A 26421-nucleotide genomic window follows, 5' to 3' on the forward strand; every position below is an offset into this window, starting at 1 on the left:
GCGCGCCAATGCCTGAGCAAGACGTAATCCTGCGCACGCAGGGGCTGACCAAGGCGTTCAAGGGCTTTACCGCCGTCAGCGATGTCAGCCTGTCGGTGCGGCGTGGCTCGATCCATGCGTTGATCGGCCCCAATGGCGCCGGCAAGACCACCTGTTTCAACCTGCTGACCAAGTTCCATGCCCCGTCGTCCGGCTCCATCCATTTCAACGGTGCCGACATCACCGCGCTGCGGCCGGCGCAGATCGCCCGCATGGGCGTGATCCCCTCGTTCCAGATTTCGGCGGTGTTCCCACAGCTGAGCGTGCTGGAGAACGTGCGCATCGCACTGCAGCGCAAGCTGGGTACGTCGTGGCATTTCTGGCGCGGCAAGCGCTCGCTGTCGCATCTGGATGCGCGTGCCATGGAATTGCTGGACGACGTGGGCCTGGCGGGCTTCGCCCATCTCGGCACGGCGGAACTGGCCTATGGGCGCAAGCGCGCGCTGGAACTGGCCACCACGCTCGCCACCGATCCCGAGCTGATGCTGCTGGACGAGCCCACGCAGGGCATGGGCCATGAGGACGTCGAGACCGTGACCGCGCTGATCAAGCGCGTGTCGGCGGGACGGACCGTGCTGATGGTGGAGCACAACATGGGCGTGGTGTCGTCGATCGTCGATCGCATCACGGTGCTGCAGCGCGGCGCAGTGCTGGCCGAGGGCACGTATGACGAAATATCCCGCAATCCGCAGGTGAAGGAAGCCTATATGGGAACCACGGAAGACCAGCAGGAGGCCGCATGACCGCAACCGCCACACCGGCCCTGGAGTTGCGGGGCCTGCAGGCCTGGTACGGCGAATCGCACATCCTGCACGGCGTGGACCTGGCGGTCCAGCCGGGCGAAGTGGTGACGCTGCTCGGGCGCAACGGCGCGGGTCGCACCACCACGCTGCGCGCCATCATGGGACTGGTCGGCACGCGCAAAGGTTCGGTACGCGTGTTCGGCCAGGAAACCATCGGCATGAAGACGCACCGCATCGCGCCGCTGGGGCTGGGGTATTGCCCCGAGGAGCGCGCCATTTTCGCCAGCCTGTCGTGCGAAGAGAACCTGATGCTGCCGCCAGCCTTCGAGGCAGCGCCGGGCGCGACGGGACTGCGCGAGCCCATGTCCGTTGCCGAGATCTACGAGATGTTTCCCAACCTGCACGAGCGGCGCAAGAGCCAGGGCACGCGCATGTCGGGCGGCGAGCAGCAGATGCTGGCGGTGGCGCGCATCCTGCGCACCGGCGCCAGCGTGCTGCTGCTCGACGAGATTTCGGAAGGGCTGGCGCCGGTGATCGTGCAGAAGCTGGCGAAGATGGTCGCCACGCTGCGCCGCCGGGGCTACACCATCGTCATGGTGGAACAGAACTTCCGCTTCGCGGCGCCGCTGGCGGACCGCTTCTTCGTGATGGAGCACGGCCGCATCGTGGAGGCCTTCGCCGCCAACGAGCTGGAACGGAAGATGCCCGCGCTCAACGCCCTGCTGGGCGTGTAAGGAGACCTTGTCATGGAATTGTTTGGAGTGCCCCTGCCCGCGCTGCTGAGCCAGCTGCTGCTGGGGCTGGTCAACGGATCGTTCTACGCGATCCTGAGCCTGGGGCTGGCCGTGATCTTCGGCCTGCTCAACGTGATCAACTTCGCGCATGGCGCGTTGTTCATGCTGGGCGCGGTGCTGGCGTGGATGGGCCTGAACTACCTTGGGATCAACTACTGGCTGATGCTGCTGCTGGCGCCGCTGGTGGCCGGTGCGCTGGGCGTGGTGCTGGAGCGCACCATGCTGCGTCACCTGTACCGCTTCGACCACCTGTACGGGCTGCTGCTGACGCTCGGCATCTGCCTGCTGATCGAAGGCTTGCTGCGCTCGGTCTATGGTGTCTCCGGCCTCACCTACCCCACCCCGGAAGCGCTGACCGGTGTCAGCCAGCTGGGCTTCATGGTGCTGCCCAACTACCGTGCCTGGGTGGTAGTGGCTTCGCTGACGGTGTGCTTCGTCACCTGGTACATGATCGAGAAGACCCGGCTGGGCGCCTATCTGCGCGCCGGCACCGAGAATCCGCGCATGGTGGAGGCGTTCGGCGTCAACGTGCCCCTGCTGGTAACGCTGACCTATGCCTTTGGCGTGGGCCTGGCGGCGCTCGCGGGCGTGCTCGCCGCGCCGGTGATGCAGGTGTCGCCGCTGATGGGGCAGAACCTGATCATCACGGTGTTCGCGGTGGTGGTGATCGGCGGCATGGGCTCGATCCTCGGTTCGATCTTTACCGGCCTGGGGCTGGGTGTGTTCGAAGGCATCACCAAGGTCTACTACCCCGAAGCCTCCGCGACCGTGGTCTTCGTCGCCATGGTCTGCGTGCTGCTGGTGCGACCGGCCGGCCTGTTTGGAAAGGAGAAATGATGGCAAGCCCCACTTACGCAACGCGGCCGCTGCTCGCGTACGGACTGCTGCTGGCAGCCCTGCTGCTCGCGCCCTGGCTGGGTGCCTACCCCGTGCTGGTGATGAAGCTGCTGTGCTTCGCGCTGTTTGCCTGCGCCTTCAACCTGCTGCTGGGCTATACCGGCCTGGTGTCGTTCGGCCATGCCGCCTTCTTCGGCGGCGCGGCCTACGCCTGTGGCTATGCGATGAAGTCGCTGCACCTGACACCGGAACTGGCGCTGCTGGCCGGCACCGCCTTCGGCGCCTTGCTGGGGCTGGTGTTCGGCGCGCTGGCGATTCGCCGCCAGGGCATCTACTTCGCCATGATCACGCTGGCGCTGGCGCAGATGTTCTACTTCTTCTGCCTGCAGGCACCGGTGACCGGCGGCGAAGACGGCATGCAGGCGGTGCCGCGCGGCGAGCTGTTCGGCGTGCTGCCGCTGACGTCCGACCACACCATGTACTACGTCGTGCTGGCGATCACGGCCGCGGCCTTCCTTGGCATCATGCGCATCGTCAACTCGCCCTTCGGGCAGATCCTGCGTGCGATCAAGGAGAACGAGCCGCGCGCGGTCTCGCTGGGCTATGACGCGGATCGGTTCAAGCTGCTGGCGTTCGTGCTGTCGTCTGCGCTGGCGGGGCTGGCCGGCGCGCTCAAGACCCTGGTGCTGGGCTTCGCCACGCTGACCGATGTCCACTGGATGATGTCGGGCTCGGTGATCCTGATGACACTGGTCGGCGGCATGGGCACGCTGTCCGGCCCGCTGGTCGGCGCGCTGGTCATTGTTGCGCTGGAGAACAAGCTGGGGGATGCGGGCAACGCGCTGGCGGCCATGACCGGGATCGGCTGGTTCGATACGCTGGGCGAATCGGTCAGCATGGTGACCGGGTTGATCTTCGTGGTCTGCGTGCTGACGTTCCGCCGCGGCATCATGGGCGAGATCCAGGCGCGCTGGCAGGCACGTCCGGCGTCGCAGCACAGTGCGGCAACGGCAACGCCCGGCACCGCCCGCGCCAGCCAGGGTTAACGAGGATATTTCGCGCCATAAACATCAGTACACTGATCTTATATATTCAGCATACTGACAAATTAGATTTACGGAGATGACCATGGCATGGATTCACATCGATGCGGCCGATACGCTGCAGAACGACGAGGTGATGCCGCTGACGCTGGGCGATCGCCAGCTTGCCCTCTATCGCAGCGATGACGCGTACTTTGTCACCGACAACGTCTGCACGCACCAGTACGCCCTGCTGTCGGACGGCTACCTGGAAGACGGCTGCATCGAATGCCCGCTGCACCAGGCCCGCTTCGACATCCGCACCGGCAAGGCGATGTGCGCGCCGGCCACCGGCGATATCCGCACCTATCCGGTCAAGATCGAAGACAGCCGGGTGTGGGTCGAGCTGTAAGGGAGCCGGTCATGACACAGCACACGCCCTTTTTGATCGTCGGCGCCGGCCAGGCCGGGGCCATGGCCGCCGCCTCGCTGCGCGGCCTTGGCTACGCCGGCCGCATCGTCATGGCCGGCGGCGAGCGCCACGCGCCGTACGAGCGCCCGCCGCTGTCCAAGTCCGTGCTTGCCGACGCCGGGCAGGACGGCAAGATCGGCGTGCACCCCGCCAGCTACTATGCCGACCAAGGCATCGATCTGCGGCTGGGCGCCTGCGTCACCGCGCTCGATGCCGCGCGGCATGTCGCGCACCTGGCCGACGGCAGCGCCATCGGCTATGACGCCTGCCTGCTCGCCACCGGCGGCAATGCCCGCGCGCTGCCGGCGCTGCCGCGCGGCACGCAGCATGTGCATTACCTGCGTTCGCTGGACGACGCGGCGCACCTGCGCGACGCCATGCGGCGCGTTGGCGAACTTGTGGTGGTCGGCGGCGGCTTCCTTGGCCTGGAGACCGCTTCGACCGCTGCAGGCATGGGCCTGAAGGTCACACTGGTCGAGAGCGCGGACCGCCTGCTTGGCCGCGCCCTGCCGGCGGAGCTTGGCACGTGGCTGGCAGACCGGGTGCGGGCGCAAGGCGTGACCCTGCGCCTTGGCTGCGGCATCGCTCACTGCGATGTGCAGGGCGATGCCGTGCAGATGCGGCTCGAGGACGGCTCCGCGCTGCACGCACCGCTGGTGGTGGTCGCCATTGGCCTGACCCCGGAAGTGACACTCGCCGCCGGCGCTGGCCTGGCGCTGCACCCGCAGAATGGCGGCATCCAGGTCGACGAACGGTGCCGTACCAGCGCGGAAGGAATCTACGCCGCTGGCGACTGCTGCAGCCAGTACCAGGCGCTGTTCGGCACCGAGATGCGGCTTGAGTCCTGGCAAAGCGCCAATGAACAGGCACGCATCGCGGCGGCGTCCATGCTGGGCGTGGATGCGGAACCCGCGGCACTGCCGTGGTTCTGGACCGACCAGTTCGGCTGCAACGTGCAGATGCTCGGCGCGGCGCATCCGGACATCCGCTATGCCTGGCGCGGCATCGCGGCCCACGACGATGCCGCCCCGAAGTTCATGCTGCTCGGCACCCGCCACGGCCGCCTGAGCCATGCCATTGCCGTGAATGCCGGCGGCGACCTGCGCCAGCTGCGCTCACTGGTCGGACACGACGTCTCGGCACATTTCGCACGCCTGTGCGACGACACCCTGCCGCTGCGGCAGGTTGTGCGCGAACGGCAGGCAGAAGCAGACAGCTCCATCACACTCTGAGAGGACCCCACATGTACCAGACACAAGCGGTGATCCAGCACACGCTGGGCAAGAAGAACCCGGGACTGGATGAATGCCGCTGGCCCGAGGACGGCCTCCACTACATCCCGGACTGGGTCTACACCAGCCAGGCCGTCCATGATCTGGAGCTGCAGAAGATTTTCCGCGGCCGCTCGTGGAACTACGTCGCACTCGAAGCAGAGATCCCGCACGCCGGTGACTTCAAGCGTTCATATGTCGGCGCGACGCCGGTGGTCGTGTCGCGCGCCGAGGACGGCTCGATCAACGTGTTCGAGAACCGGTGCGCGCACCGCGGCGCAGAGTTCTGCCGCCACAGCCAGGGTAACACCAAGGAATTCGTCTGCCCGTACCACCAGTGGTCCTACGACCTGAAGGGCAACCTGCAGGGCGTTCCGTTCAAGCGCGGCGTCAATCGCGCCGGCGGCATGCCGAAGGACTTCCGCAACGAAGACCACGGCCTGGTGAAGCTGCACGTGGCAACGCGCAACGGCGCGATCTTTGCCTCTTACGCGCCCGACATGGAAAGCCTGGAAGACTACATGACGCCGGAGATCCTGAAGGACTTCGACATCGTCTTCAATGGCAAGCCGCTCAAGGTACTCGGCTATTACAAGAACGAATTGCCGTGCAACTGGAAGATGTACCACGAGAACCTGAAGGACCCGTACCACGCCACACTGCTGCACTCCTTCCTGGTGGTGTTCGGCCTGCTGGTGGCGGGTAACGAGTCGGCGATGATCGCCGATCCCGTGCATGGCCGCCATGGCACCATGGCATCGGCCAAGAAGGAAGACAAGTATGCGGCCGTCAGCGACGAAAACAAGAAGGAGATGCGCTCGTACCACGAAGGCATGCGCCTGGAGGACGAACGCTTCCTGGAATACGTGCGCGAGTTCGACTCGCCGTGGTCGGTGACGATGCAGACGATCTGGCCGAACCTGATCGTGCAGCGCGAGATGAACACCCTGGGCGTGCGCCAGATCGTGCCCAATGGCCCTGACAGCATGCTGATGCTGTGGACCATGTTCGGCTACGAGGACGATTCCGAGGAAATGACGCAGCACCGCCTGCGCCAGGGCAACCTGATGGGCCCCGCCGGCTTCCTTGGGCTGGAAGACAACGAGGCGATGAAATTCGTGCAGGAAGGCGTGCGCCGCTCCAGCAGCGACCTCAACGTGCTCAAGCTGGACGCGCAGCAGATCGGCACTTCCAGCTCCCTGATCTCCGAATCCGCGATCCGCGCAATGTACCAGTACTACCGCGGCGTGATGGGGTTCTGAACGCCGCCTGACGGGAATCCAAAGCAATATGAAACCGATGAACTACTCCCTCTATCGCGAGAGCACCCTCGGCACCGCGCGCGCGATCGAACTGCGGCTGGAGATCGATGCCTTCCACGCGGACTATTGCGCGGTGCTCGACGCCGGCATGGTCGAGCAATGGCCGGGCTTCTTCACCGAGGACGCGCTCTACCGTATCACCGCGCGCGAGAACGCCGAACGCAACCTGCCCGTAGGGCTGGTGTATGCCGAAGGCATCGGCATGATGCGCGACCGCGCCGCGGCGATCGCCAATACGCAGATGTTCGCGCCGCGCTACAACCTGCACCTGGTGACCAACACGCGGGTCAGCGCTGAAACGGCCGAAGGCGATATCGTGGCGCAGGCCAATTTCATGCTGTTGCAGACGCTGGTGGAGGGCCCCACCACGATCCACCTCGCCGGCACCTATCACGACCGCTTCCGCCGCCAGGGCGGCAAGCTGCTGCTGCGCGAGCGGCAGGTGGTGTATGACACCACCATCATTGCGAACGACCTGGTTTATCCGGTCTGAGGCGACTGACCGGTCAAACCCCGCGATGGTGGCCTCCCCTCTCCCATAAATGGGAGAGGGGAGCAAACGAAGCCCGCCGATTTGCTTACATGCTCCGCAGCACCGTGCGGCTGTACTGGTTGTTGGCTTCCACCAGCGTCGCCAGCAACTCCATGAAGACCTCCCGCTGCGCGGGCTTCAACGGCGCCAGCATGCGTTCCTGCGCGCGTGCCATGTCGGCACGCAGCGACGTGACCACGCTCTTGCCTTCGCGCGTCAGGTGGACATGACGCGTACGCCGGTCTGCGGGGTTTTCATGGCGCTCGACCAGACCGCGGTCTTCCAGACGGCGCACCACGTCCATGGTCGTGGTGCGGTCCAGCCCCACTTCCTGCCCCAGCGAGGTCTGGTCCAGCCCCGGCAGCACCGACAACACGGTCAGGATGGCGTACTGGACCGGCGTGATGTTGGGCGCCTTGCATTCCTCGAAAAACATCGCCACGTGGATCTGGTGAAGCCGCCGCACAAGAAACCCCGGACGGGCCCAGAGCAGTTCCTTGGCCGGATCCGCTTCCGGCTCCGCGGTTGCCGTACGGCCGCTTTCACTCGTTGTGCTGCGCTTTGCTCTCGGAGACATCGCCTTCACCATTTTGTATGCATACTGACAGTATATATGAGGCACGGTGACGGCGATTCGCCTGAACGGGTCACTGCCCGTCGCGTCGATGGCGCGTCAGCGCGCGCCCGCAGCAGCAAGCAGGCGCTCGATCTGCACGTAGCCGCGCTGGCGCGCATGCTGCAGCGGAGTAACGCCCTCGCCGTCGGCGAGGTTCACGTCGGCGCGCGCCTGCACCAGCAGCCGCACGATCTCGGTATGCGCGGTGCCGCCGTTGCCGAGGATGATGGCCTCGAGCAGCGCCGTCCATTTCAGCCGGTTGACGTGGTCGACGTCCACGCCCGCCGCGATCAGCATGCGCACGGTTTCGACATGCCCGCGCTCGGCGGCGGGGATCAGCGCGGTGCCGCCGTAGCGGTTGGTGCTGCGCAGGTCCGCGCCGTGGGCCAGCGCGAGGCGCAGGATCTCGTTGTGGCCGCGCGCGCCGGCGTAGAGGTAGGGGCTGTCCTGGATCGCATCCTTGGCATTGACGTCGGCGCCGGCCTCGATCAGGACCTTTGCCGCCTGCACCTGGTTGCGGTGCGCGGCGACCAGCAGCGCGGTACGTCCCTGCGCATCGCGCGCGTCGATGGCGGCGCCGCTGGCAAGCAGCGCGCCGACCCGTGCGGCGTCACCGCTTGCCGCGGCGGCGTGGAGTTCGGTGGCCGGCGAGCCGCCGGCTGCGGAGGAAACGTGGGTCAGCATGGCCATGACAAAGGCAAGACAGAGGAGCAGGCGCGCCGCCAGCATGCAAGGATCTCCGTGCGGGATGCGTGTGAGGAAGAACAGGGCCGCGCAGGCCGACCGGCCTGGTCGCGGCATTCTGTCACGCCGGCGCCGCGCACCGGAAGTTAAGGTTTCGAATAGCATTCAGTGCCAAAGCGAATGACCGACCGCTAATGACCGACCGCTAATGACCGACCGCTAATGGCCGACCGCTAATGGCCGACCGCTAATGGCCGACCGCGAGCGACCAGCCGCGCGCGCCGCCGGCCAAGCCCACGCCGCCGGCATGGCCATCACACTGTCATCGTTGCTGGCTGATAATGGCTCCGACACCGCCACGCAGCGGGGCAACTTGTAACGGCGAGAGCCTGGCAAGGAACCGCGCGCCAGCGGTGCCGTCAAAGAAGCTAGCCGCCTGAGACCGGGCATGCGAACGCGCACCGCACTGCAGCATTCGTGCCGCAGCGCAGCACGCGCCGCCGCAAGTGCATTGGTCTCCACGGTGCGCTTCTTCGCGCGGGCGCCGCGTGCGCCCTGCAGACTCCCAGCAAACGCCCCCTTCTAGCCAAGGAGATGAACGTGCTGAGCCCGCATGAACTTGCCACGCTATTGCTCTTGAGCGATGGCCCCGACTCCCTCGATTCGAGCGATTCCCGCCAGATCGATCCCACCGACCTGAAGGCCCTGGTCGAAAAACAACTGGTCCAGCTTGAAGTCCTGCACGGTTGCCGGCAGGAACCCCGCATCACCAGCCATGGCTACTCCATGCTGAAAGCGATGGGACGCTGAGGCGTCCCGCCCATTACCCAACCGGCTGACCCGCGACTCGCGCAGCAGCGCGCACCCCGCATCCCTCGGAGACCCACATGGACGTGCGCCCTGCAGCCGGCTTTGTCGGGACAGCCCATCCCGACGCCGCACGCCGCCGCTTCCTGCAAGAACTGGGCGGCCTGTTTGCGCTCGCCGGCATCGGCACCGCGCAAGCGCAGGCGCCGGCGGCCTGCCTGCTCACCCCTGAGGCCACCGAAGGGCCCTTCTACCTGGACGACGCGCTGGTGCGCGCCGACATCCGCGACGGCCGCCCCGGCCAGCCGCTGCGGCTGCGCCTGCGCGTGGTCGAGGCGCAACGCAACTGTGCGCCCGTCCAGGGCGCGCTGGTCAGCGTCTGGCACTGCGACGCCGAAGGCAGCTACAGCGGCGAAAGCGCCGCCAACCGGCAAGCGCGCTACCTGCGCGGCGTGCAGGCCACCGGGGCCGACGGCGTCGCGACGTTCACCACCATCTATCCCGGCTGGTATCCGGCGCGCGCCATCCATATCCATTACAAGGTGCTGCTGGCGCAGTCGGAAATCCTGACCAGCCAGCTGTACTTCGACGATGCGCTCAGCCGCCAGGTGCTCGGCAGCCACCCTGCCTACCGCGCACACGGCGTGCCGACACGGCCGACCACACGGGATCCGATCGCCGGCAGCCGGCCCAGCACGGTGCGCGTGAGCCAACCCGCGGAACCCGGCGGCGCGATCGACGGCGAATTCACGGTAGGCATCGCGCGCGCCTGAACTCTGCGGCATTGCCGCATCACGCCCGCGCGACGAAACCAAAGTGCGGCGGCCCACACCGCGCGGGTAATCCCTAGATTGTGGTTCTCTGTCCCTTTCCTACCATGAAGGGAATCAAGGACCACCCTGCGCAGCGCGCGCAGCCTGCCGGTCCACCGTTTCCCGATTTTCCCGACTTTTCCGGTATTCAAGACGGCGGCGAGCTGCCTCGGCCCATTGCCGGCGCTCGCGCCCACCCCACCCACAGATGGAGGCAATCATGGCATCCAGGACGAGGAAAACACAGGCGAAGCAGGCGATGGCCGAGGGTGGTGCCTCGAGTGGCGCGGGTGTCAGGGGTGACGTCTCGCGGCGCGGCTTTCTGGGCGGTGCCGCCGGCGCGGCAGCTGGTGCAGCAGCCATGGGATTCCCTGCGATCGTGAAGGCGCAGGGCCCCATCACCATGCGCTGGCAGAGCACATGGCCGACCAAGGACATCTTCCACGAGTTTGCCGGCGACTTTGTCGCGAAGGTGAACGGCATGTCGGGCGGCGACCTGAAGATCGAACTGCTGCCCGCCGGCGCGGTGGTCAAGGCGTTCGACCTGATCGACGCCGTCAGCAAGGGCACCCTCGACGGCGGCCATGGCGTGATTGCGTACTGGTACGGCAAGAACTCCGCGCTGGCGCTGTGGGGTTCCGGCCCCGCGTGGGGCATGGACCCGAACATGCTGCTGGCATGGCACAAGTACGGCGGCGGCAAGCAATTGCAGGAAGAGATCTATCGCAGCCTGAATCTCGACGTGGTCTCGTTCCTGTACGGGCCGATGCCGACGCAGCCGCTGGGCTGGTTCAAGAAGCCCATCACCAAGCCGGAGGATTTCAAGGGGCTGAAGTTCCGCACGGTCGGCCTGTCGATCGATATCTTCACCGGGCTGGGCGCCGCGGTGAACGCGCTGCCGGGCGCGGAGATCGTGCCGGCCCTGGACCGGGGCCTGCTCGACGCCGCCGAATTCAACAATGCCAGTTCGGACCGTGCGCTGGGCTTCCAGGACGTGTCCAAGGTCTGCATGCTGCGCAGCTTCCACCAGTCCTCGGAGCAGTTCGAGATCCTGTTCAACAAGAAGCGCTATGACGCGCTGCCCGCCAGGATGAAGGCGCTGATCGCCAACGCGGTGGAGGCGGCCTCGGCGGATATGTCGATGAAGGCAATCGACCGCTATTCCAAGGACTACCAGGCGCTGCAGGCGCAGGGCGTGAAGTTCTACGCCACGCCCAACTCGGTGCTGCAGGCACAACTCAAGGTCTGGGACGAGATCGTGGCGCGCAAGGAAAAGGAAAACCCGATGTTCAAGAAGGTCAACGACTCGATGAAGGCCTTCGCGCAGCGCGCCACCCGCTGGCAGAACGACACCAACGTCGACTTCCGGTTGGCAACGAACCACTACTTCGCCAAGCGCACCTGAGTAGCGCGGGGGTACCGTCGTGCAACGCCTGCTGTTCGGCATCGACCGGGTAAGCACATTCGTGGGCCAGGCCGGCTCGTGGCTGATCATCGCGCTGACGCTGATGATCAGCTACGAGGTGTTCTCGCGCTACGCGCTGGGCGCGCCGCACGCGTGGGTATTCGATGCCAGCAACATGCTGTACGGCACGCTCTTCATGCTGGCGGGCGCCTACACGCTGGCCAAGCGCGGGCACGTGCGCGGCGATATCCTCTATGGCTTCCTGTCGCCGCGCATGCAGGCGGGAATCGACCTGGTGCTCTACCTGGCCTTCTTCTTTCCTGGCGTGATCGCGCTGGCCTGGGCCGGCATCGATTTCTTCGAGATCTCGCTGGCGCAGAACGAACATTCGTCGATCGCCGCCGATGGCCCGCCGATCTACCCGTTCAAGGCGGTCATCCCGATTGCCGGCGCGCTGTTGCTGCTGCAGGGACTGGCCGAGACCATCCGCTGCGTGCTGTGCCTGCAGCGCGGCCACTGGCCGCCGCGCGAGGGCGATGTCGAGGAAGTTGACGTCGACAAGCTCAAGGAAATGGTGCAAGGCACGCCGACAGCAGAGCTCGTTGACACGCCCCCACCACCCCACCGCGAGGACGCCGCGCGATGAGAAAGGAACTCTGGTTCGGCGTCACGCTGATGGCGCTGATTGTCGGCGCGGTGATCTGGTTCATGCCCGCGCCGGGCGACTGGACCAACGGGCATCTCGGCCTGCTGATGCTCGCGCTGATCGTGGTGGCCATCATGCTGGGATTCCCTACCGCGTTCACGCTGATGGGCATGGGCGTGCTGTTTTCATGGCTGGCCTATCGCCACGCCAATCCCGAGATCGCGGTGCAGCAGACGCTGGACCTGATGGTGCAGCGGGCCTATGCCGTCATGACCAATGACGTGCTGATCTCGATCCCGCTGTTCGTCTTCATGGGCTACCTGGTCGAGCGCTCCAACCTGATCGAGAAGCTGTTCCGCAGCCTGCACCTGGCGCTGGCCTGGATCCCCGGCTCGCTGGCGGTGGCCACGCTGGTGACGTGCGCGATCTTTGCCACCGCCACCGGCATTGTCGGCGCGGTGGTCACCCTGATGGGCCTGCTGGCGTTTCCCGCGATGCTGCGCGCGGGCTACAACACGGCGTTGTCGGCCGGCGCGGTCACCGCCGGCGGCTGCCTGGGCATCCTGATCCCGCCCTCGGTACTGCTGATCGTGTATGGCGCCACGGCAGGTGTGTCGGTAGTGCAGCTCTATGCCGGTGCGTTCTTCCCGGGGCTGATGCTGACTGGCCTCTACATCGTCTACATCCTGATCATCGCCAAGCTGAAGCCTTCGCTGGCACCGCCGCTGCCCGAAGCCGAGCGGGTCGTACCACTACCGGCGCTGGCCAACACGCTGCAGGCCGGCGGCGCGGTACGCGCGCTACCGGCCTTCGGCACCGGCATGCTGCGCGCGCTCAAAGGGCCGCGCAATGCGGACATGCCCACCGCCGCGTTCGCGCGCCAGCTAGGCATCGTGCTGCTGCCCGCGCTGGCCGTGGCGGTGATCATGGGCACGTTGTACGAGGCAGTGACCGCGCCGGCTGCCACCGTCGCTGTCGAAGCGCCGCTGTCGCTTGGCTCGGCCGAGGAAAGCAGCGCGCCGCTGGATGATCTGCAGGCACCACCGGAGGAAACGCCGGCGCCACCGGTGGGAACAGTGCCGGCGCCGGCACCGGATGCGCCAGCCGCCGCGCCTTCGGCGCCGGCAACGGCGACCGCGTCGCCCGATACTCAGCCGGCAGCCGCGGCATCGCCCGCGCCGCGCTGGTTCTGGATCACGCTTGGCGTGGTGGTGGTGCTGATGGTCTATTTCTACTGGCGCTTCAGCTTCGCGCGGCTGGAGATCTTCAAGATGCTGCTGGCATCGTTCTTCCCGCTGGCGCTGCTGATCCTGGCCGTGCTGGGCTCGATCGTGTTCGGGCTGGCCACGCCGACCGAAGCTGCGGCGGTGGGATCGCTCGGCGGCGCGCTGCTGGCGGCCGCCTATCGCCAGCTGAATTTCCGCGTGGTCAAGGAGTCGGTGCTGCTGACGGCCAAGACCAGCGCCATGGTGTGCTGGCTGTTCGTGGGCTCGTCGATCTTCTCGGCGGCGTTCGCGCTGCTGGGCGGGCAGGCGCTGGTCGAGCAATGGGTGCTGTCGCTGAACCTGTCGCCGGTGCAGTTCATGATCCTGGCGCAGGTCATCATCTTCCTGCTCGGCTGGCCGCTGGAATGGACCGAGATCATCATCATCTTCATGCCGATCTTCATCCCGCTGCTGGACAACTTCGGCATCGATCCGCTGTTCTTCGGCCTGCTGGTGGCGCTGAACCTGCAGACCGCGTTCCTGTCGCCGCCGGTGGCAATGGCCGCCTTCTACCTGAAAGGCGTGGCGCCGCCGCACGTGACGCTGAACCAGATCTTTCTCGGCATGCTGCCGTTCATGGGCATCCAGCTGATCGCGCTGGTGCTGCTGTACGTCTTCCCCGGCATCGGCCTCTGGCTGCCCACGGTGCTGTACCGCTGAAGCCGGGCGCCACGGCGCCTATACTGGTTGGCAATGCCGAACGCAACGCCAGCCGATAGCGCGCTCGCCACCCTTCCGCTCGATACCGCATTCCGCACCGACATCCCCGGGCGGCTGGACCGCCTGCCGTGGTCGCGCTGGCACTGGCGCGTCACCATCGCGCTGGGCATTGCCTGGGTGCTCGACGGGCTCGAGGTCACGCTGGTCGGCTCGGTCGGGGCCGTGCTGGAGCGGCCCGACACGCTGTCGCTGAGTGCGACGCAGGTCGGCTGGACCGGCTCGCTCTATATCCTCGGGGCGGTCATCGGCGCGCTGGTATTCGGGCGCATGGCCGACCGGCTCGGGCGCAAGCGGCTGTTCCTGGCCACGCTCGCCGTCTACATGGTAGCGACGCTGGCCACTGCGTTCGCGCCGGGCTTTGCCTTCTTTGCCGCCTGCCGTTTCCTGACCGGGCTGGGCATCGGCGGCGAATACGCCGCAATCAACTCCGCCATCGACGAACTGATTCCCGCGCGCGTGCGCGGGCGCGTCAACCTGGCGATCAACGGCAGCTTCTGGCTTGGCGCGGCATTGGGCGCGGGCCTGAGCCTGGTGGTGCTCGATCCACGCGTGCTGGGGCCGGTATGGGGCTGGCGCGCGTGCTTTGCGCTGGGTGCGGTGCTGGCGGTGGCGATCGTGCTGGTGCGCCGGCACGTGCCCGAGAGCCCGCGCTGGCTGGCCACGCACGGGCGGCTGGACGAAGCCGAGCGCGTGGTCGCCGCGATCGAGGCGGAGGTGCGCGCGAGCCACGGGCCGCTGCCGCCGGTCGCATCGGACTGCGCCGCGGTGGCGATGCGCCGGCGTGCCGCCCCCGGCGTGGGCGAGGTCATGCGCCTGCTGCTGCGGCGCTATCGCCAGCGCAGCACGATCACGCTGGCGCTGATGGTGGCGCAGGCGTTCTTCTACAACGCTATCTTCTTCACTTATGCGCTGGTGCTGACCCGCTTCTACCACGTGCCGGATGCGCGCGTGGCGCTGTACATTTTCCCGTTCGCGCTGGGCAATGCCGCCGGGCCCTTCCTGCTCGGCCCGCTGTTCGACCAGATCGGGCGCCGCCGCATGATCGCCGCGACCTATGTGCTGTCCGGCATCGGGCTGGCGCTGACCGGCTGGGCCTTTGTCGAGGGCTGGCTCGATGCGCGCTCGCAGGCGTTGTGCTGGTCCGCCGTGTTCTTCCTGGCTTCGGCTGCGGCCAGCTCCGCCTATCTCACCGCCAGCGAGGTATTCCCGCTGGAAATGCGTGCCCTGGCGATCTCGGTGTTCTACGCCCTCGGCACAGGCTCCGGTGGGTTCATCGCGCCGCTATTGCTGGGCGCGCTGATCGAAAGCGGCAGCCGCGAGGCGGTGGCAGCGGGCTATGGCCTCGGTGCGGCACTCGTCATCATCGCGGGCCTGCTGGCGTTGCGCTTTGGCATCGACGCCGAACGCCGTCCGCTGGAACAAGTCGCGCCGCCGCTTGCTGCGGACGATCATGCGCAACGATAAGTAAGCGAATAGTCGACGAATAGTGAGCGAATAGTCGGCGTCTGTCCGCCAGTCTGCAGCCCGCGCCGGACAACGTTCCTGGCCCCTCTGTGCACCCCTCGCGTCCTGCTTTCGCACTGCCAGTATTAAGGCCGTATTAAGCAAGACAAGGACCTCCCCTTACACATTCTTACAGCAAGCCAAGGGGCAACTGACTAGCCTTAACTCACTCGCGGCGGCCTGACTGCAAGATTCTTAGCGTCAACAGGCTGCCACCTCGTGGCCATCGGCTTGCTGCTCGCAACAGCGATCGGCCATTGTTCAACGCTGTCCGAAACAAAACGGACAAATCCACGGACCGGACCGAGGTCCGATGCAAAGTACGCCGCGGCGGCTGACTGCCGCAGCGCGCGTGCTGCAGACAACAAGCTGAATTGGGGACTAGCAGGCCGGGCATCGCGCGACAGCTCTTGCGCGACGCCGCGCGCTTGCCTGGGATTTTGCTCGTCCGGCCTGCGGTGCCAGCAGCCGGAAGGGATGTTTTTGACCTGCTTGCCGGAGAACAACGACCATGGCCGACCAGCGCAATAACCCACCGCCCCCGCGATCATCCCCGCCACCACGCCAGACGCTGGCCCCGGCGCCGCAGCGCCAGCCGCACGGCGACGGCCTGGTCCAGCGCCAGCAGCCAGTCGCCGTACCGCTGTGGCATATCGTGCCGCGCATGGCCGGCTATGGCGTGGTGCTGTTCATCGTGTGGGCGGTGCTGACGATCATGTTTCCGAATGTGTTTACGCGTTCGTCGGAGCGGGCCGTGATCAACAGTCCCGTCAGCCTGGTGACCTCGCCGGTCGAAGGCATCGTCGTGCAGCAGAAGGTGGCCGCGGGCCAGAGCGTCACCGCCAACCAGCCGTTGATGATGGTGCAGAACCCGAACATCGACCGCTCGCTGCTGGTCGAGCTGACCGGCAAGAAGCTCGATACGCAGCAGCGGTACGATTCCGCGCGCGCACGGCTGGAATCGAACCGCCGGCTGACGGCCGCCACCGAGCAGGACCTGCAGCGCTATAACGGCGCCGCGCAGCGCGAGCACGCCACGCGTGTACGCGCGCTGCAGGCACGGCTGGCGTCGGCGGCCGCGCAGGAGGACCAGCAGCAGGAGATCGTCAACCGCAACCAGAGCATGCAGTGGGCGGGCGCGGTGAGCGAGGCCTATACCAACGCCTCTCGCTACCAGTTGTCGATGCTGACCAACGCCAAGGCCGCGGTCAAAGCCGAACTGGACAGCGCCGTCGGCGACAGCGAGGCGTCACGCAACAAGGTCTACGCCTCGTCCGCGGACGGGCCCAGTGCCACGCTGGCGCAGCGGCGCCAGACGCTGAGCGCCGAATCCGCGCAGCTGACCGCCGAACTCGAACAACTGGAAACGTACGGCAAGTCCGTCGACGAGCTGATCGCCACCGAGCAGCAGCGCATCGACCGCCTGTCCAACCTGGAGATCCGCGCGACCGAGCCCGGCACCATCGAAGACCTGGTGGCGCAGCCCGGCATGCGCGTGGCAGCGGGCGCCACGCTGGCTCGCGCCAGCAACTGCGCGCAGACGCGCGTGGTGGCGGTGTTCCCGCGCAGCCTCAGCGACAACCTGCTACCGGGGGCGCGCCTGAACGTGCATGTCGACGGGCTGCCTGCGGCGCTGCCGGCATCGGTGGCGGAGATCCTGCCGCGCGCGCCCGACGGCGACCAGGCGCGCTACTTCGTGCCGTTCCCGCCGATCGAGAAGAACGAGATCTACGTCATCGCAAAGCTCGACCGTCCGCTGGGCAAGCTGCCGGACAAGCCGAATGCCGCGGCATCGGCAGCCACGACCAGCGCCGGCGGTGCCGCGCCGGCGACCTCGGGGCACTGCGGCATGGGCCGCTGGGCGCGCGTGACGCTGGACCGCAGCTGGCTGGGCCAGTTGCGGGCATCGCTGACCTGAGCGCGCTGGCCTGAACGAACCCGAACGGACCCGAACGGAACCCGAACGGAACCCGAACGGACCTGACCGGACACCACGGAGACGAGCATGATGCGACCACCGTTGTCCCCGCCGCGCTTGCGCCGGCTCGCCGCTGCGCTGCTGCTGCCGGCAGCGCTGGCGCTCGCCCCTGCCGCCGCGCATGCGCAGGCGTCGCAGCAAACCCTGCTGGCCGAAGGCTGCAAGGCCTTGGCCGAGCGCGTCGGCCGTGAACCCGGCAGTGGCCCGGTCTTCCTCGCCAGCTACGAGCCCACGCCGGGCGGCGAGCCGCTGATGCCGGCGCTGCGCAACGCCGCCTTCGTCTACGACAACGCGCTGGCCGGCATCGCGCTGGTCGCGTGCAAGCGCCCCGCCGAAGCGCGCCGCATTGCCGACGCGGTGCTGCAGGCGAGCCGGCAGGACCGCCATTACCGGGACGCGCGGCTGCGCAACGCCTATCGCGCCGGCCCCTTGCCCGCAGGGCCGGCACCGTTACCCGGCTGGTGGGACGAGCCCAGCAAGCGCTGGTTCGAGGACGCCTACCAGGCCGGCACCGCCACCGGCAACGTCGCCTGGGCCGCGCTGCTGTTGCTGGCGGTGCACGAGGCCACGCGCGACGCACGCTACCTGGACGGGGCCGCGGCGCTGATGGGCTGGGTGCACGCTACCGTGCCGGATACCGGCGCGCCCGCGGGCTATACCGGCGGCTTCTTCGGCCACGAGCCGAAGCAGATCCGCCAGGGCTGGAAGTCGACCGAGCATAACGTCGATACCTATGCCGCCTTCAGCTGGCTCGCCAGCCGGCGCAACGAGCCGCGCTGGCGCGACGGCGCGGCGCGCTCGCGCGGCTTTGTCGACGCCATGTGGCAAGCGCGCGAGGGCCGCTTCGCAATCGGAACACGCGATGACGGCCGTGCCCTCAATGCCGCCCCGTCCGCGCTCGATGCCGTGCTGTGGCCGCTGATCGCCCTGCCCGATCCGCCCAAGGACTGGCACCGCGGCCTCGGCTGGGTCGACGCGCGCCATCGCGCCGGCGCGGGCTACGGCTTCAAGGCGAGTCCCGACGGCATCTGGACCGAAGGCACCGGACAGGCCGCGCTGGTGCTGCAGGCAGCCGGGCGCGCGCAGCAGGCGCAGCCGTTGTGGCCGCTGCTGCTGTCGCAGCGCGCCCCGTCCGGCATGCTCTACGCCACGCCCGATGCGCGCATCAGCACCGGGCTGTCGATCGGGCCCACGTCGACCACGGAGGACTTCTACTATTTCCACCTGCCGCACCTTGGTGCCACCGCGTGGGCCGTGCTCGCGGCAGCGCGCTGGAACCCGTTCCGTCCCGGCGGCTGCCTGGACCCGTCGTGCCCGCCGCCAGCCATTGCCGCGGCCAACGCCAACGCCTCCAATGCCCCCAACGCCGCCCCCGGCAAGGAGTGACGATGTTCACCCTCTTCCTCGAGAACCAGTCGCTGCTGGCCATTAACGGCGGCGTGCTGCTCGCGATGGTGCTGCTGACGCTGCTGTGCCGTCAGGACCGGCCCGCTGACCGCATGCTGTTCGGCGGCATCACCTTCCTGCTGCTGCTGGTGTACCTGACGTGGCGCGTCCGCGAGACGCTGCCCCCGTGGCAGCCGACCTTCGCCAGCGCATGGGCGCATGTGTTCTTTGCATTCGAATGCATGACGCTGACCTACACGCTGCTGTCGATCGTGGTGCTCGGCCGCAACAGCAACCACTCGCATGCCGCCGACGCCGGCGAAGCCGCGCTGCGCCGCGCCACGCAAGTGCCGCGCGTGGACATCTTCATCGCCACCTACAACGAAGGACTGGACATCCTGGAGAAGACCATCGTCTCGGCGCTGGCAATCGACTATCCCGATTTCCGCGTCTGGGTGCTCGACGACACGCGCCGCGACTGGCTGCGCGAGTTCTGCGGCCGCGTGGGCGCGTACTACGTGACCCGCCCGGACAATACCCACGCCAAGGCAGGGAACCTCAACAACGGCCTGCGCCACAGCGCCGAAGCCGGCGGCGCACCCTACATCCTGGTGCTCGACGCCGACTTCGCGCCTCACCGCAACATCCTGCTGCGCACTGTGGGCCTGTTCGGCGACCCGCGCGTGGGCGTGGTGCAGACGCCCCAGTTCTACTACAACGCCGACCCGATCCAGTACAACCTGCGCGCCACCGAGTGCTGGGTCGACGAGCAGCGCGCCTTCTTCGACGTGATGCAGCCGGCCAAGGATGCGTGGGGCACGGCGTTCTGCATCGGCACCTCGTTCGTGGTGCGGCGCGACCTGGTCGAGCATATCGGCGGCTTTCCTACCGGCACGGTCACCGAAGACATCCACCTCACCTACCGGCTGCTGCGGCACGGCTATATCACGCGCTGGCTCAACGAGCGGCTCAGCGTGGGGCTGTCCGCCGAAGGCCTGCCCGAGTACATCAGCCAGCGCAGCCGCTGGGGGCTGGGCACGGTGCAGGTGGCGCTGACCGCCGACGGGCCGCTGCGCGGGCGCGGCTATGCCGCGGTGCATCGGCTGCACTACGTGCATGGCCTGCTGCACTGGCTGTCGCGGCCATTCACGCTGATGCTGCTGGCGGGACCGCTGCTGTACTGGTACTTCGGCGTCTCTACGCTGTACGGCGAGCCGCTGCAGTTCCTCGCGTACGGCCTGCCCGCGCTGGTGGCGTACTGGGCCTACAGCATCTGGATCACGGGCCAGCGCGCGCTGCCGATCTTTACCGAAGTCACGCAGATCGTCGCGTCGCTCGCGGTGACGGCGTCGCTGGTCAGCGCGATGTTCAAGCCGTTCGGACGGCCGTTCAAGGTCACCAACAAGGGGCTGGACCGATCGAAGCTGGTGATCCACGGCAAGTTCGCGGCGCTGTACGCGGGCCTGCTGGCGTTATCGGCGCTGGGGCTGGGCCGCGCGCTGGTGGTCGATGCCGATGCGCAGGGGCTGGCCTTCAATACGGTATGGACGGGCGTAGCGCTGATGCTGTACCTGGCTTCGTTCCTAGTGTGCGTGGAACTGCCGCGGCCGCGCAAGGAAGAGCGATTCCCGCATCGCGCCGCGGCCTTGCTGCGCGTGGACGGGCGCGAGTACCGCGTCAACACGCGCGACCTCTCTTGCAACGGCGCGGGCGTGACGACGCCGCTGGCAGCCGCCTTCCGTCCGGGCGCCGAGGGCGCGATGTGGCTGGCCCAGACCGGCTGGATTCCTTGCCGCGTGGTACGGCGCGATCGACAGCTGCTTGGTATCGCATTGCATGCCGACATGGCGGCGCGCCACAGCCTGATCCGCCTGCTGTTCAGCGATCCCGCGCATAACATCGCCCGCCAGGGCCAGCCGCGGCTGGCGATCTCGCGCTTCATGCGGCGCGCGCTGCTGGGCTGAACAAAAACCGCCTTTCACTGACTCTCCGGGAACCCGTCATGCCAAGCCTGAGCCGCCACTCTTTCCCCGCACAACGCCTGCTGCCCCGCACCTCGGTGTTGGCGCTGTCGCTGGCGCTGGCAGCCTGCACGCTGGAGCCGCAATACCAGCGGCCCGACGCGCCGATCGCTTCGGCGTGGCCGGAGGGTGCCGCCTACCGCACGCCGCAGGCCCGCACCGCCGCCGGCCAGCCTGGCCAGCCTGGCCAGGCGGTGCAGCCGCCCGGCCCTTCCGCCGCAGATCTCGGCTGGCGCGATGTCTTCGTCGACCCGCAACTGCGCCAGCTGATCGAACTTGCGCTGGCGAACAACCGCGACCTGCGCATGTCCACCCTGGCCATCGACGAAGCCCGCGCGCTCTACCAGATCGAACGTGCGGCGCAGTTCCCGACGGTGGAAGCCAACGCCGGCATGGTGTCGCAGCGCCTGTCGCCGCGGCTGCGCGCGCCGGGCCAGTCGCAGCAGATCACCACCTACAACGCCGGTATCGGCTTCACCGCCTTCGAACTCGATTTCTTCGGCCGGGTGCGCAGCCTCAAGCATGCGGCGCTGGAGCAATACCTGGCGACCGAGCAGGCGCGCCGCAGCGCGCAGATCGCGCTGGTGGCCGAGGTCGCCAACGCCTACCTGACGCTGCGCGCCGACCGCGAGCTGCTGCGGCTGTCGCAGGACACGCTGAAGACGCAGCAGGAAGCGGCCGAGATGGTGCGGCGCGGGCGCCAGGTGGGCGCGATGGCGCAGCTGGACCAGCATCGCGCGCAAACCCAGGTCCAGACCGCGCAGGTGGGCGTGGAACAGTACACGCGGCAGGTGGCGCAGGATGAGAACGCGCTGACGCTGCTGGTCGGCACCCAGTTGCCGAAGTCGGTGGCCGAGGATGGCAACACTACGGCGGGCGCGACCGCGGATCCGCTCGAACCGCGCACGCTGATGCAAGAGTTCCCGGAGGGGCTGCCATCGAGCCTGCTGGAGCGGCGCCCCGACATCCTCGACGCCGAGCACCAGCTCAAGGCCGCCAACGCCAATATCGGCGCCGCGCGCGCGGCGTTCTTCCCGCGCATCTCGCTGACCGGCGCGCTGGGCGTAGCCAGCACCAGCCTGGCCGGGCTGTTCTCCGGCGGCATGGCGTGGCTGTTCGCGCCGCAGCTGACGGTGCCGATCTTCGATGCGGGACGCAACCGTGCCGGGCTGGATGCCGCCAACGTGCGCAAGGACATCAACGTGGCCAACTACGAAAAGACCATCCAGACCGCTTTCCGCGAAGTGGCCGACAGCATGGCGGCGCGCGCCACCTACGAGCGCCAGGTCAAGGCGCAGGAAGCGCTGGTGCGCGAAGGCAGCGAGACCCGGCGGCTGTCGGAAATGCGCTTCAAGAACGGAGTCGATGATTACTTCGGCGTCTTCGATGCGCAGCGCCAGCTCTACGCCGCGCAACAGTCGCTGGTCACGTACAAGCTGGCCGGGCTGACCAGCCGGGTGTCGCTGTACAAGTCGCTCGGCGGCGGCTGGCGCGAAGTGGCGGACAACGCGGGAAATGGCACCCGCCCTGCGCCAGCCGGACCAGCGGCACCGGCGGCACCGGCCGCGCCGCGCACGCCGGCTTCGGCAGCGCCCGGCGCGGCGCAGGCGCCGGTGCCGGCGCCGGTAGCAGCCGCGCCTCGCTGAGCAGCACACGCCGGCAGAGTAAGAGCGCCGCGAGACCGCTACGCCATCCGTGCGACCTGCCACGCGAACATGAGGGGAGTCCATGCGCGTTGCCGATGAATCGCGATGACGCGTCCATGCAGTACATCAAGGGACCGCGGCCGGCGGGGGAGCCGGCCGCGCGGTCCGCGGCAAAAACAATGGCACGGGCCAAGGCCGTGCAGGGTCAATAGCTCAGCTGCACGCCGAGCCGCGCACTGCGGCCGGCGCCCGGGGCAATCCACAGGCTGCTGTACGAGCTGGCGTAGTAAGTCCTGTCGAACAGGTTGCCCACGTTGAACGTGACGCGCAGCTTGCGGCTGTATTGCCAGTAGCCGTGCAGATCCGCCACCACGTAGGCGGGCAGCGAGAACGAATCGCGCACATCGCCGGAACGCCGCCCCACGTAGCGCAAGCCCGCGCCGATGCCATAGCGCTGGCCCACCGGCGCCGCGTCTTCGTAGACCGCCAGCAGGCTGCCGCTGGTGCGCGGCACATTGGTCAGCGGCGTGCCCGGTGCGAAGCGCGTGTCCTGCGTGATCTCGGCATCGGTCAGCGCAAAACTGCCCGAGACGCGCCAGTGCTTGCCCAATTGCCCCGCCACATCAAGTTCCACGCCGCGGCTGCGCGCCTCGCCGGCGGCAATGTAGTACGACGGGTCGCTCGGGTCGGTGGCCAGCACGTTGCGCTTGCGGATCTCGAACACCGCCAGCGTGGCGCCGGTGCGGCGGTCATCGCTGTCGAACTTGACGCCGGCCTCGACGGCGCGGCCGCGCTCCGGGTCGAACGGCTGGCCCGCGGCATCCGTGCCGGCATTGGGACGGAACGACTGGCTCGCATTGGCAAACAGCGAGACGTTGTGGCTGGCGAGGTAGCTCACACCCACGCGCGGCGACACCGCGTTCTGGTGCTGCGTGGTGCGGGTGCCGTTCAGGTAGTTGTCCAGCGACTGGTCGAAGGCGTCGAAACGCGCCCCGGCCAGCACGCGCCAGCGCTCGCCAAGGCTGAGCTGGTCCTGCAGATAGGCGCCGAGATTGCGCTGGCGCTCGTACGTGTCCGTGTTCCAAGGCATGGGTGGCGCCGGCTGGCCATAGACCGGATCGTAGATATCGATCGCATAGGGCGCGGCAGCGCTGGGGTTCTTGCGCAGGATCGCCATGGTATTGCCGAAGCGGTAGGCGTCCATGCCCAGCAGCAGTTCATGCCCGACCGGACCGGTGGTGAACTTGCCGGTCACGCTGGCCTGCAGCGAGACATCGTCCGACTGGAAATCGCGGTAGCGATGCTGGCGCCACAGCGTGCGGCCATCGGCGGCCAGTGTTGCCGCTTCACTCGAATGCCCGGTCAGCGCGCCGCCGCGGTACGACAGCGCGAGCCGCCCTTTCCAGTTTCCGGAGAACTGGTGCTCCACGCTGAGCTGGTGCGACTGGCTGTCCAGCCGCATGTCGCCGTCGCCCGGCTCCCCCAGGAAGCGCGAGCGCGGGATCCGGCCGAGCTGCCCGTCGACCGCAACCACGCCGCGGTCCATCGGCGTGGTGTAGCGCTGGAATTCCGCCGCGTACTGCAGGATGGTGTCGTTGCCCGGCGCCCATGTGAACGACGGCGCCACCAGGTAGCGCTGGCTGTGGATGAAGTCGCGCGTGCTGCCCTGGTGGTCGGCCACGGCGACCAGCCTGCCTGCCAGGTTCTCGCCAAGCGGGCCGGTGATGTCCGCGCCCACCCGGTAGCCGTCGCGCGTGCCCAGCTCCATCGAATAGACCTGCGCCGGCCGAAACTGAGGCTGGCGCGTCACGACGTTGAAGGTGCCGCCGGGCTCGCTGGTGCCGTACAGCGACGAGGTGGGACCCTTGAGCACTTCGACGCGATCGATGGTGGCCGCGTCCATCGGCGCGGTATAGCCTCGGTTGGCGGCGAAGCCGTTGACGAGATAGCCGGCACCGGTGTTCTCGTGGCCGGTGAAGCCGCGCATGGCAAAGTTGTCCCACAGGCCGCCGAAGTTGTTCTGGCGCGCCACGCCGCTGACATAGTCGAAGGTCTGGTCGAAGCGGGTCGCGCCGATATCGTCGAGCATGGCACGCGGCACCACGCGCACGGATTGCGGGATCTCGCGCAGCGGGGTGTCGGTGCGGGTGGCGCCCGTAGCGTCTGGCGGGTTGTATGATGCGGTGCCGACCACCGAGACCGCCGGCAGCGTAATATCGGGCGCATCGGTGGCCTTGGTGGCCTTGGTAGCATCGGCGGCATCCGCCAGTGCGGACCACGCCAGCATCAGCGCGGCAAGCGGCCGCAGTGGCGCGGCAGGACCGGCGATGCGGGTACGCCCGGCAAGGATTGGCTGCGAAGGCAGCATGATGTCTGACACCCCGTAAGAGCAGCGCATGGCGGCTGGCACCGGCACGCGCTTTAATGATAATAATTTCTCATTAAGATTTTAGTCATGGAACGCATGACCCGTCAACGTGGCGCCGTGCTGGCGGCGCTGAAGGAAGCCGGCCGGCCGCTGAGCCCGGCGGAGATCCTGGAGGCGGCGCAGCGCGAGGTGCCGTCGCTGGGACTCGCCACCGTCTATCGCAATATCCGCGCGTTGCTGGAGGATGCGCAGCTGCATGCGGTCGAGCTGCCCGGCCAGGCGGACCGCTACGAACTGGCGGACCAGCCGGGCGAGGCGGTCACGCACCGGCACCACCGGCACTACTTCCAGTGCCTGTCGTGCGACCGTGTGTTTCCGCTGGAGGGGTGCCCGGGACACCTGGAGGAGATCACGCCGCCGGGGTTCGAGGTCGAGCACCACGAACTGACGCTGCTGGGACGCTGCCCCGACTGCGCGCGCAAGCCCGGCAAGCGGCGCAAGGTGGCGGCGCACAGCCACTGAAACCCGGGCAGGCCGGAACAACTGTACAGCGGCGCGCATCGCGACCTGTATATGGCGCCACGGCGGGAGTTGCCGCATGATGCGGCTGCATCGCGCACCAGACGCGAGCTTCCCCCTCAGGATTCCAATTGCCGCACACCGCCTCCGGAAAAAGCACGACCCTGATCGCCGTCCTGGCCCTGACCGGCTCGATGGCCTCGCTGTGCGTGGGCACGTCGTTCGCCAAGCATTTGTTCGACGCGCTCGGCGCGCAAGGCACCACGGCGCTGCGGGTCAGCTTCTCGGCCCTGATCCTGCTGTGCGTATGGCGGCCATGGCGCATCCCGCTGACGCGGGCCAATGCGCTGGCCATCGCGCTGTATGGCGCGGCACTTGGCGCGACCAACCTGCTCTTCTACATGTCGCTGCGCACGGTGCCGCTCGGGCTGGCGATCGCGATCGAATTCACCGGGCCGCTGGCGGTGGCGGTGCTGTCGTCAAGGCGCGCCATCGACTTCCTCTGGATTGCGTGCGCGGTGGCGGGCTTGCTGCTGTTGCTGCCGGTGGGCGAGGCGGCAGGCACGCTCGACCCGGTCGGCATCGGCTATGCGCTCGCTGCCGGCGTGGGCTGGGCGCTCTATATCGTGTTCGGGCAGAAGGCCGGCAACGCGCATGGCGGCCAGGCTACCTCGCTGGGGCTGACAATGGCGGCGCTGGTGGTGCTGCCGTTCGGGGTGGCGCATGCCGGCAGCGCGCTGCTCAGCCCGCCGCTGCTGCTGGCGGGACTGGCGGTGGGCGTGTTGTCCAGCGCGATTCCCTATTCGCTGGAAATGGTGGCGCTCAAGCGCCTGCACCGGCGCACCTTTGGCATCCTGCTGAGCATGGAGCCGGCCATGGGCGCGCTCGCGGGGCTGGTGTTCCTGCATGAGCAACTGAGCCCGATGCAGTGGCTGGCAATCGCCAGCATCATCACCGCTTCAGTCGGCTGCACCGCGACTTCGCGCGGGAAACGCGACGCCGGCTGAGGCATG

At 67.7% G+C, this 26421-nt stretch carries 23 protein-coding genes; 20 read left to right on the forward strand and 3 right to left on the reverse strand.

The window, feature by feature from the left end:
• The first annotated feature begins 8 nt into the window (after positions 1-8).
• The 8 genes from LPA45_RS23315 (at position 9) to LPA45_RS23350 (ending at position 6993) form a co-directional block, all read left to right on the forward strand.
• Positions 9-782 carry an ABC transporter ATP-binding protein gene (locus tag LPA45_RS23315; protein ID WP_317920018.1) on the forward strand — a complete coding sequence of 258 codons (774 nt, stop codon included), beginning with the start codon at positions 9-11 and terminating at the stop codon, positions 780-782.
• Positions 779-1516, forward strand: a complete 738-nt coding sequence (locus tag LPA45_RS23320) for an ABC transporter ATP-binding protein (protein ID WP_317920017.1) — start codon at positions 779-781, stop codon at positions 1514-1516. Before LPA45_RS23315 ends, LPA45_RS23320 begins: the two co-directional genes overlap by 4 nt.
• Before the next feature lie 12 nt (positions 1517-1528).
• Positions 1529-2413: a branched-chain amino acid ABC transporter permease gene (locus tag LPA45_RS23325; RefSeq protein ID WP_116319862.1), complete on the forward strand. Its 885-nt coding sequence runs from the start codon at positions 1529-1531 to the stop codon at positions 2411-2413.
• Positions 2410-3459 (forward strand): branched-chain amino acid ABC transporter permease, encoded by a 1050-nt coding sequence (locus LPA45_RS23330; protein ID WP_367395113.1) that lies wholly within the window; start codon positions 2410-2412, stop codon positions 3457-3459. Before LPA45_RS23325 ends, LPA45_RS23330 begins: the two co-directional genes overlap by 4 nt.
• Before the next feature lie 82 nt (positions 3460-3541).
• Positions 3542-3847, forward strand: coding sequence for a non-heme iron oxygenase ferredoxin subunit (locus tag LPA45_RS23335; protein ID WP_116319864.1), 306 nt, complete (start codon positions 3542-3544; stop codon positions 3845-3847).
• An 11-nt stretch (positions 3848-3858) separates the two neighbouring features.
• Positions 3859-5139: an NAD(P)/FAD-dependent oxidoreductase gene (locus tag LPA45_RS23340; protein ID WP_317920015.1), complete on the forward strand. Its 1281-nt coding sequence runs from the start codon at positions 3859-3861 to the stop codon at positions 5137-5139.
• Between the two features lie 11 nt (positions 5140-5150).
• Positions 5151-6440: an aromatic ring-hydroxylating dioxygenase subunit alpha gene (locus LPA45_RS23345; protein WP_317920014.1), complete on the forward strand. Its 1290-nt coding sequence runs from the start codon at positions 5151-5153 to the stop codon at positions 6438-6440.
• 37 nt (positions 6441-6477) lie between these two features.
• Positions 6478-6993 (forward strand): nuclear transport factor 2 family protein, encoded by a 516-nt coding sequence (locus LPA45_RS23350; protein WP_317920013.1) that lies wholly within the window; start codon positions 6478-6480, stop codon positions 6991-6993.
• 85 nt (positions 6994-7078) lie between these two features.
• On the opposite strand, the gene LPA45_RS23355 is transcribed toward LPA45_RS23350, so the two are convergent.
• Together LPA45_RS23355 and LPA45_RS23360 are read right to left on the reverse strand one after the other, a co-directional pair.
• On the reverse strand, positions 7079-7609 hold the full coding sequence (locus LPA45_RS23355) for a MarR family winged helix-turn-helix transcriptional regulator (protein WP_317920012.1): 531 nt from the start codon (positions 7607-7609) through the stop codon (positions 7079-7081).
• 96 nt (positions 7610-7705) lie between these two features.
• Positions 7706-8377: an ankyrin repeat domain-containing protein gene (locus LPA45_RS23360; protein ID WP_116319868.1), complete on the reverse strand. Its 672-nt coding sequence runs from the start codon at positions 8375-8377 to the stop codon at positions 7706-7708.
• Positions 8378-8932: 555 nt separating this feature from the next.
• Here LPA45_RS23360 and LPA45_RS23365 point away from each other — a divergent pair.
• The 10 genes from LPA45_RS23365 (at position 8933) to LPA45_RS23410 (ending at position 22521) form a co-directional block, all read left to right on the forward strand.
• On the forward strand, positions 8933-9142 hold the full coding sequence (locus tag LPA45_RS23365; protein ID WP_063241939.1) for a hypothetical protein: 210 nt from the start codon (positions 8933-8935) through the stop codon (positions 9140-9142).
• 77 nt (positions 9143-9219) lie between these two features.
• Entirely contained in the window at positions 9220-9912 is a 693-nt protein-coding gene (locus tag LPA45_RS23370; RefSeq protein WP_317920011.1) for an intradiol ring-cleavage dioxygenase, read from the forward strand.
• 298 nt (positions 9913-10210) lie between these two features.
• On the forward strand, positions 10211-11356 hold the full coding sequence (locus LPA45_RS23375; protein WP_116319870.1) for a TRAP transporter substrate-binding protein: 1146 nt from the start codon (positions 10211-10213) through the stop codon (positions 11354-11356).
• Between the two features lie 19 nt (positions 11357-11375).
• Complete coding sequence (locus LPA45_RS23380; protein ID WP_116319871.1) at positions 11376-12002, forward strand: TRAP transporter small permease subunit; 627 nt, start codon at positions 11376-11378, stop codon at positions 12000-12002.
• Positions 11999-13927: a TRAP transporter large permease subunit gene (locus tag LPA45_RS23385; protein WP_317920010.1), complete on the forward strand. Its 1929-nt coding sequence runs from the start codon at positions 11999-12001 to the stop codon at positions 13925-13927. Before LPA45_RS23380 ends, LPA45_RS23385 begins: the two co-directional genes overlap by 4 nt.
• A 33-nt stretch (positions 13928-13960) precedes the next feature.
• Positions 13961-15451, forward strand: a complete 1491-nt coding sequence (locus LPA45_RS23390) for an MFS transporter (RefSeq protein ID WP_317920009.1) — start codon at positions 13961-13963, stop codon at positions 15449-15451.
• Positions 15452-16001: 550 nt separating this feature from the next.
• Entirely contained in the window at positions 16002-17408 is a 1407-nt protein-coding gene (locus LPA45_RS23395) for an HlyD family secretion protein (RefSeq protein WP_116319874.1), read from the forward strand.
• Positions 17409-17498: 90 nt separating this feature from the next.
• Positions 17499-18854: a hypothetical protein gene (locus LPA45_RS23400; RefSeq protein WP_116319906.1), complete on the forward strand. Its 1356-nt coding sequence runs from the start codon at positions 17499-17501 to the stop codon at positions 18852-18854.
• Positions 18855-18856: 2 nt separating this feature from the next.
• Positions 18857-20818, forward strand: coding sequence for a glycosyltransferase family 2 protein (locus tag LPA45_RS23405; RefSeq protein WP_317920008.1), 1962 nt, complete (start codon positions 18857-18859; stop codon positions 20816-20818).
• Positions 20819-20856: 38 nt separating this feature from the next.
• Positions 20857-22521, forward strand: coding sequence for an efflux transporter outer membrane subunit (locus LPA45_RS23410; RefSeq protein ID WP_116319876.1), 1665 nt, complete (start codon positions 20857-20859; stop codon positions 22519-22521).
• Positions 22522-22726: 205 nt separating this feature from the next.
• Here LPA45_RS23410 and LPA45_RS23415 read toward each other — a convergent pair whose 3' ends face one another.
• Positions 22727-24889, reverse strand: coding sequence for a TonB-dependent siderophore receptor (locus LPA45_RS23415; RefSeq protein WP_233528139.1), 2163 nt, complete (start codon positions 24887-24889; stop codon positions 22727-22729).
• 87 nt (positions 24890-24976) lie between these two features.
• Between LPA45_RS23415 and LPA45_RS23420 the strand changes: the two genes are divergently transcribed.
• Positions 24977-25411, forward strand: a complete 435-nt coding sequence (locus LPA45_RS23420; RefSeq protein ID WP_116319877.1) for a Fur family transcriptional regulator — start codon at positions 24977-24979, stop codon at positions 25409-25411.
• A gap of 191 nt (positions 25412-25602) precedes the next feature.
• Complete coding sequence (locus LPA45_RS23425) at positions 25603-26415, forward strand: EamA family transporter (RefSeq protein WP_376790695.1); 813 nt, start codon at positions 25603-25605, stop codon at positions 26413-26415.
• The last annotated feature ends 6 nt before the right edge of the window (positions 26416-26421 follow it).

This window comes from Cupriavidus sp. Agwp_2 (assembly GCF_040784895.1).
GTDB lineage: Bacteria > Pseudomonadota > Gammaproteobacteria > Burkholderiales > Burkholderiaceae > Cupriavidus.